Source organism: Nocardioides sp., assembly GCF_047602075.1.
GTDB lineage: Bacteria > Actinomycetota > Actinomycetes > Propionibacteriales > Nocardioidaceae > Nocardioides.
Window position 1 is genome coordinate 1012008 of sequence record NZ_JASGIF010000001.1, and the last position, 20287, is coordinate 1032294.

Here is a 20287-nt window from a genome sequence, read left to right on the forward strand (position 1 = left end):
AAGCCAATCGTTATCTAGTCGGGTTGCTGGTGGTCTGTGGTCACGAGTCAGTCGGGGAGGGTGTCGCCGGGCGGGCTGCTCATCCGACGGACATACCAGCTCGAGCGAGGGTCACGGACGGGCTCGAGCCGGATGGCGGTGGTGAGCACGCTGGCCCCCTCGGTGCCGGCAAGCACGAGCGACAGGTCGAGGGAGCGGACCTGGGGCAGGTCGTGCTGCAGTCGCGCGACGCACATGATCAGGCGCTCGATCTCGGCCACGTCGACGACTTCGCTCCCGCGGTAGCCGAACAGGAGCGGTGAGGACTTGATCTCGCGGATCATGTCGGCGGCGTCCTGGGCGGTCAGCGGCGGGATCCGGTAGGACTTGTCAGCCAGCAGCTCGGTCATCACTCCGGAGATGCTGAACGAGACGACCGGCCCGAAGAGCGGATCCTCCATCGAGCTGATCGCGACCGGGACACCCGCGGGCGCGTTCTTCTGGACCACGAACCCGGCCGTGGCCGGCTCGGCGATCTTCGCGGCCAGCGTCATCCAGGCGTCGGTCATCTCGCTCGCCGTGTCGATGTTGCGCCACACGTGCGCCAGGTCGGGGCGATTGCGCAGCCGTTCGTGGGTGGCCTTCAACACCACATCCCAGCCGAGCTCCTCGCCCGCCTCGATCGCCTGGCCCATCGACCCGACCCGGCGCAGTGGCCAGACGTCGATGCCGTACGCCGCCAGCAGCGCCGCACGCTCGTCGTAGTCGAGATCCCGGCCGTCGGGGTGCTTGATCAGCAGCTCGTTGACCAGGCGGCGACCGGCCGGGGTGTCCTCACTGGTCGCCGGCTCCTGGCCCGCGTCGACCGGCCGACGCAGCCAGACGGCGTACTCCACGACGCGGGCGAGCGCCCGCACTGCCGCCTCGACCGCCGGATAGGACGGCACCGATCCCCGGCCGGCCGTATGACCGGCGACGTCGGGGACGCGGAGCAGCTCGGGGATGCCCTCCGCGCCCAGGAAGGTGGACACCAGCGGCTTGTCGGACTGCTCACCGACCGCGGCGAGCACGTTGGCGACATCCTCCCCGGACACGTTGAGCGGCGGGATGTAGACGACCACGACCGCATCCACGTCCGGGTCGTCGATGGCCGCGTCGAGAGCGTCCTCGAAGTCCTCCGCTGTGGCGTCCGCACCCAGCGACACCGAGTGGTTGACCACCAGCCCGACGGCCGCGGCCGCGTCGACCGCGAGCAGGCCGAGAGCGTCGGAGTTCCCGACCACGGCCACCCGCCGACCGGCGGGCAGCGGCTGGTGGGCGAGCAGTTGGGCGACGTCGAACATCTCGTCGAGGGTGTCGACCTGGATCACGCCGGCCTGGGCGAACATCGCGTCGATAGCCTGTTGCGGCGCGGCGATCCGACGCACCGTGTGCCCCATCGGCACCCCCTGGGTGGTGCGACCGGAGCGGACCGCGATGACCGGCTTGCGACGAGACACCCTGCGGGCAACGCGGGAGAACTTGCGGGGGTTGCCGATCGACTCCAGATAGAGCAGCACCACCTCGGTGGAGTCGTCGTCCAGCCAGTACTGCAACAGGTCGTTGCCGGAGACGTCGGCTCGGTTGCCCGCGCTGACGAACGTCGACAGTCCGAGGCCACGGTTGTGCACCTTCTCCAGGATCGCCGAGCCGAGCGCACCGGACTGGCAGAAGAAGCCCGCCCGTCCGCGTGGCGGCATCAGGGCGACCAGGGAGGCGTTCATCGACACCGCCGTCGCGGTGTTGACCACGCCCAGGCAGTTGGGGCCGATCAGTCGCAGGCCGTAGGACCGGGCCAGGCCGAGCAGCCGTCGCTGTCGTAGCCGCCCCTCCTCCCCCGTCTCCGCGAAGCCCGCGGAGATCACCACCAGTCCGTGAACCCCCTTCGCGGCGCAGTCGAGCACGACGTCTTGCACCGACTCCGCGGGCACCGCGACCAGGGCGACGTCGACGCTGTCGGGGATCTCGGTGATGTTGGAGTACGCCGGCAGCCCGGACACCGCGGCCCCCGAGGAGTTCACGACGTAGACCCGACCGGTGTAGTCACCGGTGACGAGGTTGCGGACCAGGGCGTGGCCGATGGTGTCTTGCCGCCTGCTCGCCCCGATCACCGCGATCGAGGCGGGGTTGAGGAACTTCTCGATCGACGCGGCCTCGGCCCGATGCTCGCGGCTCTCCATCACCCCGATCGCCGTCTCGGTCGGGTCGATGGCGAAGTCCAGCATCATCACGCCGTCCTCGTAGCCGCTGGCGAGGCGGTAGCCGGTGTCACGGAAGGTGCGGATCATCGGCTGGTTGTCCGGCAGCACCTCGGCGACGAACCGCTCGATGCCACGCTCGCGACCGGCCTGGGCGAGGTGCTCGAGCAGCAGCTGTCCGATGCCGCGCCCCTGGTGAGCGTCCTCGACCAGGAAGGCGACCTCGGCCTCGCCGGGTCGGACGGTGTCGTAGCGGCCCACCGCGATCAGCTGCCCGCCGACGAGCATCACGAAGGCCACCCGCTCCACGTTGTCGACATGGGTGAACCTGTGGACGTCTTGCCGGGACAGCTCCGGCATCGGCGCGAAGAAGCGGTAGTACTTCGACTCGGGCGACACCCGGGCGTAGAACTCGACGAGCAGCTCGGCGTCGTCGGCCCGGATCGGCCGGATGTGGGCGGTCCGGCCGTCCCGGAGGAGGACGTCGGCCTCCCAGTGCCGCGGCGCCGGCGTCACCTTCCCCTCGTCGGTGGCGCTGGGACCGTCAGTCGAACTCGTCGAGACCACGGAGTCGAATCTATCGCCACCGGAGGTCGGCGTGCCCATCGCCGATCGCCTCGGCGGACCGGGGAGAATCGGGCCCATGTCCCGCCGAACCAAGCAGGCCCTGCCCGACGACTTCGAGGAGCACATCCTCGACGTCAGTGTGAGCGACGAGATGCGGTCGTCGTACCTCGAATACGCCTACTCGGTGATCTACTCCCGTGCCTTGCCCGACGCTCGCGACGGCCTCAAGCCGGTGCAGCGCCGCATCCTCTACACGATGAACGACATGGGTCTGCGGCCCGATCGCGGGCACGTCAAGAGCGCCCGTGTCGTGGGTGAGGTGATGGGTCGCCTGCACCCTCACGGCGACGGCGCGATCTATGACGCACTGGTGCGGATGTCCGCACCCTGGGCGATGCGGCTGCCGATGGTCGACGGCCACGGCAACTTCGGCTCGCCGGACAACGGCCCGGCCGCGATGCGCTACACCGAGTGCCGGATGGCGCCCGCCGCGGTGGCGATGACCGCCTCCATCGACGAAGACACCGTCGACTTCCGGGCCAACTACGACAGCCGGGAGCTGGAGCCGATCGTCCTGCCCGCCGCGATCCCCAACCTGGTGGTCAACGGCGCGACCGGGATCGCGGTCGGAATGGCTACCAACATGGCCCCGCACAACCTGGTCGAGGTGGTGCAGGCGCTGCGCCACCTGATCAAGCACCCCAACGCCAGCATCGACGACCTGATGCGCTTCGTCCCCGGTCCGGACCTGCCGACGGGCGGCAAGATCGTCGGCCTGGACGGCATTCGGGACGCCTACGAGGCCGGCCGCGGCACCTTCCGGATGCGCGCGACCGCACGGGTGGAGTCGGTCGGGCGACGCAAGGGCATCGTCGTGACCGAGCTGCCCTACGGCGTGGGCACCGAGAAGGTCATCGACCGGATCACAGCGCTGGTGCGGGCCAAGAAGCTACAGGGCATCTCCGACGTCAAGGACCTCACCGACCTCGAGAAGGGGCTCCGGCTGGTCATCGAGGTGAAGAACGGCTTCCACCCCGAGGCGCTGCTGGAGCAGCTCTACAAGCTGACGCCGATGGAGGACACCTTCGGCATCAACAACGTCACCCTGGTCGAGGGTCAGCCTCGCACGCTGGGGCTCAAGCAGCTCCTCGAGGTGTTCCTCGACCACCGGTTCTCGGTGGTGCGCCGACGCACCACGTTCCGCCGGGGCAAGGCAGCGGACCGACTCCATCTCGTCGACGGCCTGCTGATCGCCATCCTCGACATCGACGAGGTGATCCAGCTGATCCGCTCCTCGGAGAACGCTGCGGCCGCCAAGGAGCGACTGATCGCCGTCTTCGACCTGACCCAGATCCAGGCCGACTACATCTTGGACATGCCGCTGCGTCGACTCACCAAGTTCTCCCGCCTGGAGCTGGAGAAGGAGAAGGCCGAGCTGGAGCGCACGCTGGAGGAGCTCGACGCGATCCTGGCCGACGACGGGCTGCTCCGCGAAGTCGTCTCCGACGAGCTCGGCGAGGTGGCGAAGACCTTCGGAACCCCGCGTCGGACCGTCCTGTTGGAGTCGGCGGGAGCGCCGATCGCGACTGCCGTGCCACTCGAAGTCGCCGATGATCCCTGCCTGGTCTACCTGTCGTCCGCCGGGCTGCTCGCCCGCAGCTCCGGTGACGAGACGCCGGGGTCGGGAGGGGCACGCAGTCGACACGACGTGGTGGTCTCCGCCGTGCGAGCCACGGCTCGCGGCGAGGTGGGCCTGCTCACCAGCGCCGGCCGCCTGCTCCGGCTGAGCGTGCTGGAGCTGCCACAGCTGCCGGCGACGGCCAACGACCCCCACCTGGTGGGCGGCGTCTCGGTCAGCGAGGTCGTCGGCCTGCACGCCGACGAGCGGCCGCTCGGCCTGACGACGCTGCGCACCGACGGGCCTGGCCTCGCGCTCGGCACCCGCAACGGCGTGGTCAAGCGAGTCAACCCCGAGGTGCTCACCAACAAGGACGACTGGGAGGTGATCTCGCTCAAGGACGGCGACGCGGTCGTCGGCGCGGTCGAGTTGGCGACCGGTCAGGAGACGCTCTGCTTCGTCACCTCCGACGCCCAGCTGCTGCACTTCGGCGCCGAGCTGGTCCGCCCGCAGGGTCGCGGCGGCGGCGGCATGGCCGGCGTACGCATCGCGTCGGGCGAGCGGGTCGTCTGGTTCGGCGCGCTTCGCGGCCCAGACGACGTGTTGGTCAGCGTGGCCGGCTCGGCTTCCTCTCTGCCCGGCACCGACGCCGGCGCGGTCAAGGTCACCCCGTTCTCGGAGTACCCCCCCAAGGGCCGCGGCACCGGCGGCGTCCGCTGCCACCGCTTCCTCAAGGGTGAGGACGCGCTGGTCTTCGCGTGGGCCGGCGCGAGCCCCGCACGGGCCGCGGCGACCAGCGGAGCGCCGGTCGACCTGCCCGAGCCGACCGGCAAGCGCGACGGCTCCGGCGTGCCGGGAAGCCAGCCGATCGCCGGGTGCGCCGGACCCGTGGCGCTGCAAGTGGGCGCCGACACCGGTGTGGCAGGCTGACGGCCATGTCGTGGAGGACTCCCTGGGCCCGGCGCAGCCTTGCTGTGGTCGTCGTCGCGGTGGTCGCCCTGACCGGGGCCGCCTGCAGCAAGAAGGACGACACGTCCGAGCACGCAGCCTCCCCTGGGGATGTCATGAAGGTGGCCCAGGGCAAGCTCGACGACACCTCCGGGCTCCAGCTCTCGCTGACCACCCAGGACCTGCCCGAGGGTGTCACCGGGCTGGTCTCCGCCGAGGGCACGGGGACCGACGCGCCCGCCTTCGACGGCACCATCACCGTGGTGATCGCAGGCACCGAGGTGCCGGTCCCGGTCATCGCCGTGGGCGGCAAGGTCTTCGCCAAGATCCCGCTCACCGTCGGCTGGTCGGACGTCGACCCCAGCGAGTACGGCGCACCCGATCCGGCCGCACTGATGGCCCCCGGCACCGGCTTCTCCTCCTTGCTGCCGATCACCACCGACCTGAAGAAGGGCGACTCGGAGCGCGGCGGCGCCGACAACAACGAGATCCTGACCGTCTACACCGGCAAGGTGCCCGGCGAGGCGATGCGGAAGGTCATCCCGAGCTCCTCGGGCGACTCCTTCGACGTCGCCTACGAGATCACCGACCAGGGCGAGCTGCGGGAAGCCAAGCTGACCGGGGTCTTCTATCCGAAGACCGATGCGATGACCTACACGGTCACCTTCGACGCCTACGGCACCACCAAGGAGATCAGCGCGCCGTGACGAGGATCCGGTGACCGGGGCAGGCTCGTCTGGCCGGATCCTGCTCGCGCTCGCCTCCGTCGCGGTGGCCTTCGCGGCGGCGGACACCTATGTCGTGGTGCTCGCCCTGCCGGACATGATGAGCACCGTCGGCATCGCGATCGACGAGCTGCAACGCGCCGCGCCGATCGTCTCCGGGTTCTTGTTGGGGTACGTCGCCATGCTGCCGCTGATCGGCCGGATCGCCGACCTGCGCGGGCGGGTGCCGGTGCTGGTGCTGGCGCTGCTCGTCTTCGCCGTCGGCTCCTTCCTGACCGCACTGTCCTACGACCTGCCCAGCATGGTCGCCGGCCGCTTCCTGCAGGGGGTCGGCGGTGGCGGGCTGGTGCCGGCGACGTTGGCGCTGGTGGCGGACCTCTACCCCGTCCAGCGCCGCGGGCTGCCACTCGGCGTGGTCTCGGGGGTCCAGGAGATCGGCAGCGTCCTCGGCCCACTCTTCGGCGCCGCGGTCTTGGCGGTGGCCGACTGGCGGGCGATCTTCGCCGTCAACCTCGCCGTCGGACTGGTGCTCGCCGCCGGGATCCGAGCGCTGGCGGGATCCGAGGCGGCCCCGGGTCGTCGCGCCGGCCGCTTCGACGCCCTCGGCCTGCTGCTCCTGCTCGTGGCCGTGGCGGCGCTGACGGTCGTCCTCGCCCAGCCAGAGTCGCTGCGCCGCGACCTGACCTGGGGCGAGCTGTTCGTGCCCTTCACCGGCGGTGGTCGCTGGGGCACGCCGATCGGGGCGATCGCTCTCGTGGCCGTAGTGCTGTTCCTGCTTCGTTGTCTCACCGCGCGTCGACCGCTGCTGGATCTGCGCGGGTGGGGACGGGCTCTGGTCGAGGCCGACCTGGTCGGTGCGCTGCTGCTCGCCGTGGCTCTCGCGGGGGTGATCCTCGCGTTCGCGACCGCCGACCCGGAGGTGCAGGTCTTCTCCGACCGCGGCCGGTGGTATCTCGCGTGCTCGCTCGTGGCCGCGCTGCTGTTCGCCCGGCACCTGAGTCGTGCGGCCGCCCCGCTCATCCCGCACGGGGCGATGACCGCTACTCCGGCGTGGGGATCGTTGCTGGTCAGCTTCTTCGTGGGTGCCTCGCTCATCGCGGCCCTTATCGACATCCCGATCTTCGCGCGCACCACCGTCTATCCCGATTCGCAGCTCGACGCGGCCCTGGTGCTGGTGCGCTTCTTGATCGCGTTGCCGATCGGGGCGGTGGTCGGCGGCTACCTGACCCGCACCCGGCCGGCCGGAGCGGTCACCGCTGTCGGGATGGCGCTGGCCGCGATCGGCTTCGTGTGGATGTCGCGCTGGGACGTCCATGCCCTCGACCACGCCGTCGCGACCGTGCCGCTGGTCCTCGGCGGCCTCGGCTTCGGGCTCGCACTCGCCCCCGTCAACGCCGCCGCCCTCGCGAGCAGCGCCGAGGAGTCGCACGGCCTGGCCAGCGCGCTGGTCGTGGTCGCCCGGATGGTCGGGATGCTGGTCGGCATCTCGGTGCTGACCACGATCGGGCTGCGCCGCTACTACGCCGAGCAGGCCGACATCCCGCCGATCCGGGAGGTGTGCGACGGCGGCTCCCGGTGTCAGGAGTTCAACGACCTGCTGCGCGTCGCCGGCATCGCCCAAGAGCACACCGTCTTCCTCGGCGCCGCCGTCTGCGCTGCGGTCGCCGGCCTGCTCGCCCTCGTGCTCTTCCGCTCCGCCGCCACCCGCGGGCTGGACACCGCCGAGGTGCTCCGCTCGACCGGTGGCTGACCCTCACCCCAGCCGGGCGGCGAGCCAGTCGAGCTGGTCGGGCAGGACCCGGGTCCAGTAGCCCGCGTCGTGGCTGCCGCGCTCGAAGCTCACGGTGAGGTCGCGGCCGTCGGTGAAGTCGACGACGTTGCGGTAGAACGGGTCGCCGGTGCCGCAGTCCACCCGGGTGGTGGTGACGGGCACGTCGTCGAGGAGCGCCGTCGCGGCGTCGTACTGCGCCCGGTCCTGGAAGGCACCCGGCGCGGTGTCGTCGTACGACGGCCAGAGGGCTGGGCTGACTGCGAGGACCGGTCCGTTCGCGTCGCCGGTCCGGTGCCGCTCCGCCGAGAGCCGGAGGACGCCGTAGCCGCCCATCGACCAGCCCAGCCACGCCGGACGATCGATCTCCAAGCCGCGGCGACCCAGGACCGGCAGCAGCTCCTCGAGAACCATCCGGCCGTAGTCGCCGCCCTCGTGCGCCTGCCAGTAGGAGCTGTCGCCGTCCACCAACGCCAGCGCCATCGCGTGTCCGGAGGCCGCCAGGAACTGCGGCAACCCGACCAGGTCCGACCAGCCCGCAGCGCTGCTGCGCGCGCCGTGCAGGCAGATGACGACCGGGAGCGCGTCACCGATCCTCGACCCCGGTGGGTAGAGGACGCGATAGGCCGGCCGAGGCGAGACCAACGTCGACTGGACCGTCCCGGTGGCGGTCGGCCCGACCGCCACGTCCGGGATGGTGCCGTCGGGTCCGTTCAGTCCGAGCCGCTCGTGGAGCCAGGGCCGGCCCGGCAGCACGTCACGCTCGACCAGCGCCCCGCCCACTCCGAGGCCGGCCACCGCAACGGCCGAGCCGCCCAGCAGCGCGCGCCTGGTCAGAGCCATGGGCGCGACACTAGTGCCCTGTCGCAACCAATTCACGGTCTACCGCGACCCCCAGGCACGCACCTCGCCGCGTTGCCGTCGCTCGCAAGACAACAGCGGTTGGCTTCGCTCCGGCGCCTTGCGATGCACGCGCCTGGACGCCGCCCTATCCCGCCCTTTGGCCGCGACAAGGCACTAGGCCACCCTCTACGGAACCGCGACAGACGCGGCGATTCGGAAGCCGAGGTTGCCGACGCTCGAGTCGGCGGCATGTGGCTGACGGGCGCAGACTCGATATCGGCGGCAGTAGGACGCGTGGCACAGGTAGGACCCACCCCTGCTGACTCCAGCTGCATCGGTCGAGTCGAGGTCGGACCATGCCCCGGCGCACCACTCCCAGACGTTCCCGGTGGTGTTGTGCAGGCCGTAGCCGTTGGGCGAGAAGGCGTCGACCGGGCAGGTGCCGCGCCACCCGTCGGCCGCGGTGTTCTGGCTCGGGAAGGTGCCCTGCCAGACGTTCATCCGGTGCTCGCCGCCCGGCTGGAGCTCCGAGCCCCACGGGAACGGCTGGCCGACCAGTCCCCCACGGGCGGCATGCTCCCACTCGGTCTCGGTCGGCAGCCGCGCCCCGCACCAGGCGGCGTACGCCTCGGCGTCGCGGCGAGACACGTGCACCACCGGATGGTCGAGCCGCTGGGCCACCGAGGAGTGCGGCCCCTCGGGGTGTGCCCAGTCGGCACCGGCCACCTCTCGCCACCACGGCGCCGCCGCAACCCCGCGGGTGGGCGGGAAGTCGTCGGGCAGCAGCCCGCCGAACACGAACGACCAGCCGTAGCGCTCGGCATCGCTGCGATGTCCGGTCGCCTCGACGAACCGGGCGTACTCTGCGTTGCTCACCGCGCACCGACCGATCTGGTACGCCGCCACCTCCACCTCGCGCACGGGCCACTCCTCCGGATGGTCCGGGTCCTCGCTGCCGACCAGGACCCGTCCCCCGGGCAGTGCCACCAGTCCCGCGAGGAGGCCGCCCGCGATCGGCGTACTAGTCCCCCGCTCCGTGACGAGGTCCCCGTGACGCTCCGACGCTCCGGGCTCCCGCGAGGGAGAACAGCACCCGCTCACTGGTGGACCATCACGCCCCGTTGCCGGCCCTCGTCGGTGCCCGGGTCGGTGACGTCGGCCAGGTCGAAGCGCACCCGGTGGATCAGACCCTCGAAGCGGTTGTGCACCGGCGGGTAGTCGTCGACCACCGGGGTGCCGCGGTCCACGCCGACGTTGAAGGTCTCGTCGAAGGAGAAGTAGTACGCCGTCGTGGCGGGGATCCGGCCCGAGCCGACCTCGACACCGTCGACCACGAGAGTCACCTCGGCACCGCTGCCGGGCGGACCTCCGTCGTAGGCGAATCGGACCACCAGGTCGTGCCGGCCCGGCAGCATCGGCCCGGCGGCATGTACCACGGTCAGGTCGCGCCCCACGAAGTTGTAGGCATACGCCGGCACGCCCTCCACGCAGTACAGCGACCACCCACCGAACCGGCCGCCCTGCGCGACGACGACACCGTCGGTCCCCGTATCGACCTCGATGTCGGCAGTGATCACGTGCGAGCGGTTCTTGACGTTCGGAGCCGCCTCCTCGGTGAGCCGACCGGCCAACGGGCCGAAGCTCAGCGTCGAGCGCCCCTGATGCAGGTCGAGGCGACCCGCCACCTCCGGGTTCTCGCGCTCGGTGACCCGGTCGTCCAGCGGGAGGACGTGGTGCTTCTCGGCCTCCTGCTCGAAGACCTGCTGGAGCTCGCGCAGCCGGTCGGGGTGCTCCTCGGCCAGGTCGCGAGCCTCGCTCCAGTCGGCGGCATGGTCGTAGAGCTCCCAGACGTCGTCGTCGAAGGGCCGCTCGGGTGTGTCGACCATCTCCCACGGGATGCCGTGCCGGGTCACCGCCGTCCACCCGTCCTGGTAGATCGCCCGGTTGCCGATCATCTCGAAATACTGCGTCGTGCGGCGATCCGCCGCGTCCGGGTCGTCGAAGGAGTAGCGGAAGCTGGTGCCCTCGATGGGCTGCTGCTCGATCCCCTGGTAGGTCTCGGGCGCCGGCAGGCCGGTCGCCTCGAGGATCGTCGGGAGCACGTCGATGACGTGGTGCCACTGGTGCCGGATCTCGCCGCGTGCCGAGATGCCGTTGCCCCAGCGCACGATCATCCCGTCCCTGGTGCCGCCGAGGTGGGTGAGTTGTTTGGTCCAGGGGTACGGCGTGTTCATCGCCAGCGCCCAGCCGACCGGATAGATGGCGTACGTCGTGGGGTCGCCCAAGGCGTCGAGCCGGTCCGCCATGTCGGCGGTGTCGTCCTGGATGCCGTGGCCCACCAGATGCTCGCGGAACGTGCCGCGCGGGCCGCCCTCGCCCGACGCGCCGTTGTCGCCGAGGAGGTAGAGGAACAGCGTGTCGTCGAGCACGTCGAGCCCGTCGAGGGCGTCGACCAGCCGGCCGATCTGCACGTCGGCGTGCTCGGCGAAGCCGGCGTAGGTCTCCATGAACCGCGCCGCCACCCGGCGCTCGGTCTCGTCGAGCTGGTCCCAGTGCGGCACCCCGTCAGCCCAGGGCGCCAGCTCGGTCGTGACGGGCACGATGCCCAGGTCCTTCTGCCGGGCCAAGGTGGCCTCCCGTTGGGCGTCCCAACCGGTGTCGAAGCGGCCGGCGTACTTGTCCCGCCAGTGCGGAGCGACGTGGAAGGGGGCGTGCGTCGCACCGAGCGCGACGTAGGCGAAGAACGGTCGGTCCGGGGTGATGGCCTGTTGGTTCTCCACCCAGGCGATGGCCTTGTCGACCAGGTCCTCGGAGAGGTGATAGCCATCCTCGGGCAGCCGATCAGGCTCGATCGGATAGCGGCCCTGGTAGAGCTGGGGGTACCAGTGGTTCATCTCCGCACCCATGAAGCCGTAGAAGTAGTCGAACCCTTCGCCGATCGGCCAGCGGTGGAACGGGCCCGAGGGGCTGACCTCCACCGGCGGGGTCTGGTGCCACTTGCCGAACGCTCCGGTGGAGTAGCCGTTGCCGCCGAGGATCTGCGCGATGGTCGCGGCGCTGGCCGGCCGATAGCCGTGGTAGCCGGGCTCTGGCGTGGACATCTCCGAGGTCACGCCCATCCCGACCGAGTGGTGGTTGCGGCCGGTCATCAGCGCCTGCCGGGTGGGCGAGCACAAGGAGGTGACGTGGAAGCGGGTGTAGCGCAGCCCGTCATCTGCCAGGCGCTGTGCGGTCGGCATCTCGCAGGGACCGCCGTACGGCGAGGAGGCGCCGAATCCCATGTCGTCGATCAGCACGACCACGACGTTGGGCGACCCCGAGTGCGGTCGGACCGGATGGATCGGTCGGTTGGCGGTGTCGACGTCGAGCGGGAGTCGGGTGCGGTCGGGTCCCGCGGTCACGGCGTCGTCTGGCATGGAGGTCAGCGTCCCTTCCATCGGGGTGGTCGTTTCTCGGCGAACGCGCGGGCGCCCTCCACCTGATCCTCCGAGCCGTACAGGGTCGCGACGGTCGGGAGCGAGCTCGAGGTGATCAGGTCCATCGCCTCGTCGAAGCCGAGCGACTCCGCGGCGCGGGCGGTCTCCTTGATCGCGGCGAAGACCAGGGGTGGTCCGGACGCCAGCAGTCGGGCGACCTCCCAGGCTCGGGCACGAACCGCCTCGTCGTCCTCGAGCACTTCGTTGACCAGACCCCAACGGGCCGCCTCCGCGGCGGCCATCCAGCGTCCGGTCATCAGCAGCTCCATCGCGACGTGGTAGGGCATCCGCTTGGGGAGCTTGACCGTCGCGGCGTCGGCGAGGGTGCCGGCCTGGATCTCCGGGAGCCCGAAGCGGGTGCTCTCGGATGCGTAGATCAGATCGCAGGACAGTGCCAGCTCGAAGCCGCCGCCCACGGCCATCCCGTGGACCGCGGCGACGACCGGTTTGTTGAGGTCGGGGAGCTCCTGGAGCCCCCCGAATCCGCCCACGCCATAGTCGCCGTCGACCGCATCACCGGCTGCGGCGGCCTTGAGATCCCACCCGGCGCAGAAGAACTTGTCGCCCTCCGTGCGCAGGATCGCGACGCGGAGTGCCGGATCGTCCCGGAAGGCGGCGAAGACCTCGCCCATCGTCCGGCTGGTCGCGAGGTCGATGGCATTGGCCGGCGGCCGGTCCAAGGTCACCTCGAGGATGCCGCCCTTCCGGACGGTCCGGACCGAAGCAGAGCCGTCGTCCATCGACTCACGCGCCCCTCGGCCGCAGGAGCGACCGCGAGATGATGTGGCGTTGGATCTCCGAGGTTCCGTCCCAGATCCGCTCGATGCGGGCGTCTCGCCAGATTCGCTCGAGAGGCAGCTCGTCCATCAGACCCATCCCGCCGTGGATCTGGATCGCCTCGTCGGCCACCATCGCCAGCATCTCGGTCGCCTTCAGCTTCGCGATGGCGATGTCGGCGTCAGTGGCGGTGCCCTGGTCCACCCGCCAGGCCGCGTCGAGCGTCAGCAGCTCTGCGGCGCGCAGCTCGACCGTCATCTCGGCCAGTTTGAACCCGACTCCTTGGAAACGGCCGATCGGCTGGCCGAACTGCACCCGGTTCGCCGCGTGCGCGATCGACAGCTCGAGGGCGCGCTCGGCGCGACCCAGGCAGGTGGCCGCCACCTGGAGACGCGTCGCCGCGAGCCAGGTCCCCGCGAGGGCGAACCCTTCGCCCTCCTCGCCGAGCAGGCAGTCGGCCGGGACGAACGCGTTGTCGAACTGGATGGTCGAGTTCGTGTAGCCACGATGGGAGACGTTGCGGTAGCCGGCGTGCAGGCTCACCCCCGGGGTGTCGAGGTCGATCAGGAAGATCGACATCGTCCCGCGGCCGGTCTCGTCGGTGCCGGTGCGGGCCAGGAGGATGACGAAGTCCGACTCGTCGGCGTGGCTGATGAAGTGTTTGGTCCCGTGGATCCGCCAGCCGTCGCCGTCGCGGATCGCGCGCGTGCGGATGGCCCGCACGTCGGATCCCGCCTCCGGCTCGGTCATCGCCAAGCACTCGACCCGCTCCCCCCGCACGCACGGGAGCAAGTAGCGCTCCCGCTGCTCGGGTGTCCCGGCAAGCAGGATGTTCGACGGCCTGGCGACGCCGGTGTAGTGCAACGCATAGCTGGTCTTGCCCAACTCCTTCTCGACGAGCACCAAGGTGACCGTGTCCAGGCCCGCCCCGCCCACAGACTCGGGCATGTTGGCCGCGTAGAGCCCGGCAGCCAGGGCCTTGCGTTTGATCTCGGTCAGCAGCTCCGGACGCACTGACCCGGTGCGCTCGACCTCTTCCTCGTGAGGGGACAGCTCACGCTCGACGAAGGCGCGAGTCACCTCGACGATGCTGCGTTGCTCGTCGGTCATGGAGAAGTCGTAGGTCACGACGCCCTCCCTGCCTGTGCACCGCGTCCGCTGATCTCGACCGCGCCCGCCACCGCGATCGCGCCGAGGGCATCGAAACGGTCCTCGGTGAGCCGTTCGCTGGGTCCCCAGATGCTGACGACCGCGACCAGCCGGTCGCTCATGTCCAGCACCGGGGCCGAGACCCCCCAGGCCGAGCTCTCGAACTCGCCTCGACACACGGCGAAGCCGCGCTGTCGGACCACGGCGAGCTCCTTCTCGAGCGCGGCGAGCGAGGTCACCGTGGTCGGGGTATGGCGTGGCAGCCGACCGCCGCGCGGCAACTGCAGGAGCGTGCGAACCTCGGTCGGGTCGGAGTAGGCGAGCAGGACCTTCCCCGTCGACGTTGCGTGCATGGACACCGCCCGGCCCTGCCAGCCCGCGGCCACCACCCCGCCGGCCGCCACCTCGGCGACGTACCTCAGCACACCGTTGCGCAACAGCGCCAAGGAGGCGGTCTCGCGCGCTTGAGACGACAGCCGCCACAAGACCGCCCGAGCCGCCCGGACGAGGGGGACACCGTCGGCCCGGCCGGCCAGGTCGATCAGGCCGAACCCCAACGAATAGGTGCCGCTCTCCCGGTCGTGGGTGACCAGTCGCTGGTCCTCGAGGGTGGCCAGGATGCGCCAGGTCGTCGTGCGATTGAGGCCCACCGCCTCGGCCAACGCGGTCGCAGATGCGGCCGAGCCCGGTGCCGCCGCGACCGCACGAAGCAGCGCCGCGGCACGCTCGACGGATTGGACCCGTCCGGATGCCTGACGACCCTCCGAGCTGTGTGACAACTCTGTTTCCTTTTCCGCGCAGTCATTGACCTGCGCATCCCAACGCCCCTATGTTGCGCAGATCACCCTATCGGCCGTTCGCATTATGCAACAGGGAGTCACGAAGTGAACCACAACTCGAGCCGAAACACCGAGCTCTCCCGTCGTCAGCTCTTCAAGTACTCCGGACTCGGCGTCGCCGCCGTCGCCGGCAGCAGCTTCTTGTCGTCCTGCGGAGGCGACGGAGGCGGAAGTGGCGGAGGGGGCGGAGGGGCGCAGAGCTCCGGGGGCGTCCTCATCCACGGCGCCACCGGCGGCGGCAGCAAGGACACCTTGGATCCGCACGCTCCGGTGACCAATCCCGACATCGCTCGGGTGAACAACCTCTACGAGCCGTTGCTCTTCTGGAACAGCAACTACGAGCTCGAGCCTGCGCTCGCGGAGTCGGTGGAGTCCTCTGCCGACGGCAAGACCTGGATGATCAAGATGCGTTCGGGAGTCACCTTCCACAACGGCAAGGACGTCACGGCCGAGGACGCCTGGCTCAGCCTCCAGCGTGTCGCCGACCCGAACGGGCCACTCTCCGGTGGCGGCCAGCTGGCGCAGATTCTGGACTTCCAGTCCACCAAGGTGGTCGACGACACCACGCTCAAGCTCGTGCTCAAGACGCCCTACGCGATCCTCGACTCGCTGCTGGCCGAGTACACCGTCGGCATCATCCCGGGTGGCAAGTTCGACCCCGACAACCCGATCGGCACCGGCGCCTTCGCCTACAAGTCCTTCGAGCCCGGCAAGAGCAGCACGTTCACCAAGTTCGCCGACTACTGGGGCGATGCCGCGTTCGTCGACGAGCTGCAGATTCAGGACTTCGCCGACGACAGCGCCAAGGTCAACGCGCTGCAGGCAGGTCAGATCCACACCATCGACAACCTGCCCTACAACCTCATCGACACCATCAAGGGTGCCGGTGGCGGGGTGCTCGTCTCCGAGACAGGCGCGTGGGTGCCGTTCACCATGCGGGTCGACACCGATCCGTTCTCCGACGTCCGGGTACGTCAGGCGATGCGCCTGATCGTCGACCGTCAGCAGATGATCGACCAGACCCTCAGCGGCTACGGCAGCCTCGGCAACGACCTCTACGCACCGTTCGACGTCGCCTACGCCAGCCACCTGCCGCAGCGCGAGCAGGACATCGACCAGGCCAAGGCACTGCTCAAGCAGGCCGGTCACGAGGGTCTCCAGGTCGAGCTGTTCACCGGAGACGACATCGGCTCGGTGGCTCCGGCCGCGGCAAACCTCTTCGTGCAACAGGCCAAACTCGCCGGGGTCGACGTCAAGGTCACCAAGAAGACGCCGTTCTACGACGACGACTACCTGTCCTACCCGTTCGCGCAGGACTTCTGGAACACCCGCAACTACATTCCCCAGGCCGTCGTCGGAACCTTCCCGCCGAAGTTGGGCGGCACCTACAACGAGACCCACTGGAACAACGCGAAGCACCGGAACCTCGTCAACAAGGCAGCCCAGGAGCTCGACGAGGACAAGCGCATCGCACTACTGCACCAGGCCCAGGAGATCGAGTGGAACGAGGGCGGCCTGATCATCTGGGGATTCCGTCAGCAGGTGGATGGTTACGGCCAGAACGTCAAGGGTCTCGAGCCGAGCAAGTACCTCCCGCTCGGCTCGTACAAGTTCCACAAGGTATCGATCGCGTAGGCGCACGCGATGACCGACGTGTCGGCTGCCCTCCACGACCCGCTGGCGGAGGTCGCGCCACCGAAGCGACGGCACGGTGCGGCAGCCTGGGCCGCTTGGATCGCCCGGCGGCTCGGCCTGGCCGTGCTCACCCTCTGGCTGGTGTCGATCCTGGTCTTCTTGGCCACGGCCACCCTGGGCGACCCGATCCGGGCCATCCTCGGTCGCGACTACAACGCGAACCCCGGCCGGGTGGCCGAGCTGGAGAAGCTGCTGAACTCCGACAAGTCGGTGGTCGGCCAGTACCTCGATTGGCTCGGTGGTCTGGTCACCGGCGACCTCGGCACGTCACTGGCCAGTGGGCGCCCGGTCAGTGAGCTGATCTCCAGCAGCGTGCAGGACTCGGCGATGCTGGTGCTCTTGGCGGCCATCGTGATGATCCCACTGTCGTTCATCGTCGCGATGATCTCGGTGCACTACCGGCGCAAACGGCCGGATACGGTGATCCAGACGATCCTACTCACCATGGCCGGACTGCCAGAGTTCGTCATCGGCGTGCTGCTCATCGCGCTGTTCGCGACGTCGGTCTTCAAGATCTTCCCGGCGGTCACGATCAGCTCGGCCACGGGGCATCCCTGGGACAACTGGAAGGTCATGGTGCTGCCCACCCTGACCCTGGTGCTGTGGGTGTCACCGTACGTCTCGCGGATCGTGCGGGCCTCGCTGCTCGAGGTCATCGACAGCGAGTACGTCGAGCTGGCCAGGCTCAAGGGCATCCCGGAGAAGGTGGTGATGCGCAAGCACGCGCTGCTCAACGCGATCGTGCCCGGCATCCAAGTCATCGCCCTCCAACTCGCCTTCCTGGCCGGTGGCGTCGTGGTCGTGGAGACCTTGTTCGCCTACCCAGGCATCGGCCTCCAACTCGTCGACGCGGTGCGCAACCACGACGTGCCGGTGGTGCAGGCACTCAGCATGATCATCGCCGGCGTCTACGTCGTGGTGAACCTGATCGCGGACCTCCTGTCCATCTTGTTGACCCCCCGAGCGAGGACGGCGATCTCGTCATGACCATCGACGCTGCACCTCCCGAAGCTGCCCCCCCGCCTCCGGCGATCGACCCCGCGGAGCCGTCCACGTTCCGCAAGGCCCTGCGACAGAAGCGGTTCACCGTCGGGCTGGGCATCACCCTGCTGCTGGTGGCCTTCGTGATCATCGCGCCGTACCTCTCGCCGTACGGCGAGAACGAGGTGGCCGGCCCGCCCTTCAGCAAGAGCGTTGGCCTCCTCGGCACCGACTACCTCGGTCAGGACGTCTGGAGCAGAGTCATGCACGGCGGCCAGGAGATCCTGCTCATCGCGGTCCTCGGCACCGTGCTCGGGATGGTGCTGGGCATCGCGATCGGTGTCGTGGCGGCCTACGGTGGTGGCTGGTGGGACGAGGTGCTGATGCGCTTCAACGACGTGGTCTTGTCCTTCCCGCAGATCCTGCTGGCGCTGGTCGTGCTGACCGCCATCGAGCGACCCTCCGCCTGGATCCTCATCGTGCTCGTCGGGGTCTCGCACGCCCCGCGTGTCGCCCGGCTGGCCCGCGGCGTGGCGCTGGGCATCGTGTCACGCGACTTCGTCATCGCCGCCGAGGCACTCGGCGAGAAGCGGACTCGGGTGATCCTGGCCGAGGTGCTCCCCAACATGAACGCCCCGTTGCTCGCCGAGGCTGGCCTGCGGCTCACCTACTCCATCGGCCTGGTCGGTGCCCTGGGCTTCCTCGGGTTCTCGACCGACCCCGGTGCTGCCAACTGGGGCCTGATGATCCAGGAGAACCGGCTCGGCCTCGCAACACAGCCATGGGCGGTGCTCGCCCCCGTGCTGGTGATCGCGATCTTCGCGGTCGGCACCAACCTGATGGCAGACGGCATCGCCCAGGTTGCCGATCGAGGTGACAACTGATGAGCACCACAGCGGACACGAGCCCGGTCGAGAAGGTCGGCGGGGTCGTCGTCGAGGACCTCAGCGTCATGCTCACCGGCAAGGACGTCGACGTCGTCAACGACATCGACATCGTGTTGAAGCCCGGCGAGGTCGTCGGCCTCGTGGGCGAGTCCGGATCGGGCAAGACGACGGTCGGCACCTCGCTGCTCAACTACTCACGGGCGGGCGCTTTCATCTCCTCCGGGAAGGTGCTCCTCGAGGACCGCGACGTGCTCACGATGCCGTGGCAGGAGGTGCGCAAGGTCCGGGGCGAGGAGATCGCCTACGTGCCCCAAGACCCGGCGTCCGCGCTCAACCCGGCGATCCGGATCGGCCGACAGATCGTCGAGCTGCTGGAGCTGCGGAAGGTCGGCACGGCCGAGTCCCGGCTGCAGGGTGCTCGCGACGGCCTGGCCGAGGTCGGGCTGCCCAACGACGACGAGTTCCTGAGCCGCTACGCCCACCAGCTCTCCGGCGGCCAAGTGCAACGCGTCGCCCTGGCGATGGCGTTCCTGCCCAAGCCGAAGGTGCTCGTGCTCGACGAGCCGACCACCGGCCTCGACGTGACCACCCAGGCGATGGTGCTCGACACCATGGCCCAGCTGTGCCGCACCCACGGGGTCAGCGCGCTCTACGTCACCCACGACCTAGCGGTGGTCGCCAACATCGCCGACCGCGTCGCGGTGATGTACGCCGGCCAGATCGTCGAGCTCGGCCCGAAGGAGACGATGTTCAGGCAGCCGTCGCACCCCTACACCCGCGCTCTGCTCGACTCGATCCCACACCTGAGCCAGGCCCGCGCGCTCACCGGCATCCCGGGTCGCACGCCGGCTCCCGGAGCACGTCCGGCCGGCTGTCGGTTCAACGACCGCTGCTCCTTCGCCATCGACGACTGCCGGGAGGTGGTCCCCGACCTACGCCAGATCGGCACCGATCACCAGGTGCGCTGCGTGCGCGCCGAGGAGATCGGCCGCTGGGACATCTCACGCGGCACGGTGCCGGACGCCGACCCCGAGCGGAAACGGGAGATCATCCTCTCTGTGGAGGGCCTCAACGTCTTCTACGGCCACAAGCAGGTCGTGTACGACGTGTCCTTCGACCTGGCCAAGGCCGAGGTGGTCGCCCTGGTCGGAGAGTCCGGCAGCGGCAAGACCACTATCTCGCGGTCGGTCGGGGGCCTGCACAAGGACTGGACCGGCTCGATCAACTTCGAGGGCGACTCACTGGCCAAGAGCGCGCGCCAGCGCAGCGCCGTCAACCGCAAGCGGCTGCAGTACATCTTCCAGAATCCGTATCTCTCCTTGAACCCACGGCTGACCATCGAGCAGATCGTCAAACGACCGATGGAGCTGTTCGGGATCGCTTCGGGCACGGAAGCCACGGATCGAGTGGTCGACCTGCTCGACCAGGTCGCCCTCGGGCCGAGGATGCTGAAATACCAGGCCAGTCGGCTCTCCGGCGGCGAGCGGCAGCGCGTGGCGATCGCCCGAGCCCTCGCGGCAGAACCGGACGTGCTGATCTGCGACGAGATCACCTCGGCCCTCGACGTCTCGGTGCAAGGCTCGATCGTCGCCCTGCTCGAGGGGCTCCGGAAGGAGCGCGGCATCAGCATGCTGTTCGTCACCCACAACCTCGCGCTGGTGCGGTCGATCGCGGCAGGGGTGCAGATCCTGCAAGCGGGACGCGTGGTCGAGTCAGGCTCGGTGGTCACAGTCATGGAGACCCCGCGAGAGGACTACACCCGCAACCTCCTCTCCAAGAGCCCGAGGATCGACTGACG

Annotated in this window: 14 protein-coding genes; 7 read left to right on the plus strand and 7 right to left on the minus strand. The window is 69.6% G+C overall.

The genetic code is table 11. The features are described 5' to 3' along the window. Nucleotides 1–47: 47 nt before the first annotated feature. Nucleotides 48–2783 carry a GNAT family N-acetyltransferase gene (locus QM714_RS05245; RefSeq protein WP_415098264.1) on the minus strand — a complete coding sequence of 912 codons (2736 nt, stop codon included), beginning with the start codon at nucleotides 2781–2783 and terminating at the stop codon, nucleotides 48–50. Between the two features lie 76 nt (nucleotides 2784–2859). Between QM714_RS05245 and QM714_RS05250 the strand changes: the two genes are divergently transcribed. Genes QM714_RS05250 through QM714_RS05260 form a run of 3 tightly spaced genes read left to right on the plus strand, consistent with a single transcriptional unit; the run spans nucleotide 2860 to nucleotide 7824 of the window. Beyond that, nucleotides 2860–5331 carry a DNA gyrase/topoisomerase IV subunit A gene (locus QM714_RS05250; protein ID WP_415098266.1) on the plus strand — a complete coding sequence of 824 codons (2472 nt, stop codon included), beginning with the start codon at nucleotides 2860–2862 and terminating at the stop codon, nucleotides 5329–5331. 5 nt (nucleotides 5332–5336) lie between these two features. Then, the gene (locus QM714_RS05255; protein WP_415098268.1) at nucleotides 5337–6056 is read left to right on the plus strand and encodes an LppX_LprAFG lipoprotein; all 720 of its coding nucleotides are present in this window, start codon (nucleotides 5337–5339) and stop codon (nucleotides 6054–6056) included. A 10-nt stretch (nucleotides 6057–6066) separates the two neighbouring features. Further along, complete coding sequence (locus tag QM714_RS05260; RefSeq protein ID WP_415098270.1) at nucleotides 6067–7824, plus strand: MFS transporter; 1758 nt, start codon at nucleotides 6067–6069, stop codon at nucleotides 7822–7824. A 3-nt stretch (nucleotides 7825–7827) separates the two neighbouring features. Here QM714_RS05260 and QM714_RS05265 read toward each other — a convergent pair whose 3' ends face one another. From QM714_RS05265 to QM714_RS05290, 6 genes are all read right to left on the minus strand, one after another. Then, a complete protein-coding gene (locus QM714_RS05265; protein WP_415098272.1) occupies nucleotides 7828–8685 on the minus strand; it encodes an alpha/beta hydrolase in 858 nt (285 codons plus the stop codon). A 186-nt stretch (nucleotides 8686–8871) separates the two neighbouring features. After that, nucleotides 8872–9672 (minus strand): formylglycine-generating enzyme family protein, encoded by an 801-nt coding sequence (locus QM714_RS05270; protein WP_415098274.1) that lies wholly within the window; start codon nucleotides 9670–9672, stop codon nucleotides 8872–8874. A gap of 110 nt (nucleotides 9673–9782) precedes the next feature. Continuing rightward, nucleotides 9783–12101 (minus strand): arylsulfatase, encoded by a 2319-nt coding sequence (locus QM714_RS05275; protein WP_415098276.1) that lies wholly within the window; start codon nucleotides 12099–12101, stop codon nucleotides 9783–9785. Nucleotides 12102–12106: 5 nt separating this feature from the next. Next, nucleotides 12107–12901: an enoyl-CoA hydratase-related protein gene (locus tag QM714_RS05280; RefSeq protein WP_415098278.1), complete on the minus strand. Its 795-nt coding sequence runs from the start codon at nucleotides 12899–12901 to the stop codon at nucleotides 12107–12109. Between the two features lie 4 nt (nucleotides 12902–12905). Further along, complete coding sequence (locus QM714_RS05285; RefSeq protein ID WP_415098280.1) at nucleotides 12906–14066, minus strand: acyl-CoA dehydrogenase family protein; 1161 nt, start codon at nucleotides 14064–14066, stop codon at nucleotides 12906–12908. Beyond that, nucleotides 14063–14866 carry an IclR family transcriptional regulator gene (locus QM714_RS05290; RefSeq protein WP_415098282.1) on the minus strand — a complete coding sequence of 268 codons (804 nt, stop codon included), beginning with the start codon at nucleotides 14864–14866 and terminating at the stop codon, nucleotides 14063–14065. The genes QM714_RS05285 and QM714_RS05290 overlap by 4 nt, the downstream gene beginning before the upstream one ends. 105 nt (nucleotides 14867–14971) lie before the next feature. Here QM714_RS05290 and QM714_RS05295 point away from each other — a divergent pair, with 105 nt between their 5' ends. From QM714_RS05295 to QM714_RS05310, 4 genes are read left to right on the plus strand one after another with little or no spacing between them, the layout of a single operon-like run. Further along, complete coding sequence (locus QM714_RS05295; protein ID WP_415098284.1) at nucleotides 14972–16561, plus strand: ABC transporter substrate-binding protein; 1590 nt, start codon at nucleotides 14972–14974, stop codon at nucleotides 16559–16561. Between the two features lie 9 nt (nucleotides 16562–16570). Beyond that, nucleotides 16571–17608 carry an ABC transporter permease gene (locus QM714_RS05300; protein ID WP_415098286.1) on the plus strand — a complete coding sequence of 346 codons (1038 nt, stop codon included), beginning with the start codon at nucleotides 16571–16573 and terminating at the stop codon, nucleotides 17606–17608. Next, on the plus strand, nucleotides 17605–18486 hold the full coding sequence (locus QM714_RS05305; protein WP_415098288.1) for an ABC transporter permease: 882 nt from the start codon (nucleotides 17605–17607) through the stop codon (nucleotides 18484–18486). Before QM714_RS05300 ends, QM714_RS05305 begins: the two co-directional genes overlap by 4 nt. Continuing rightward, entirely contained in the window at nucleotides 18486–20285 is a 1800-nt protein-coding gene (locus QM714_RS05310; protein WP_415098290.1) for an ABC transporter ATP-binding protein, read from the plus strand. The genes QM714_RS05305 and QM714_RS05310 overlap by 1 nt, the downstream gene beginning before the upstream one ends. Nucleotides 20286–20287 lie beyond the last annotated feature (2 nt).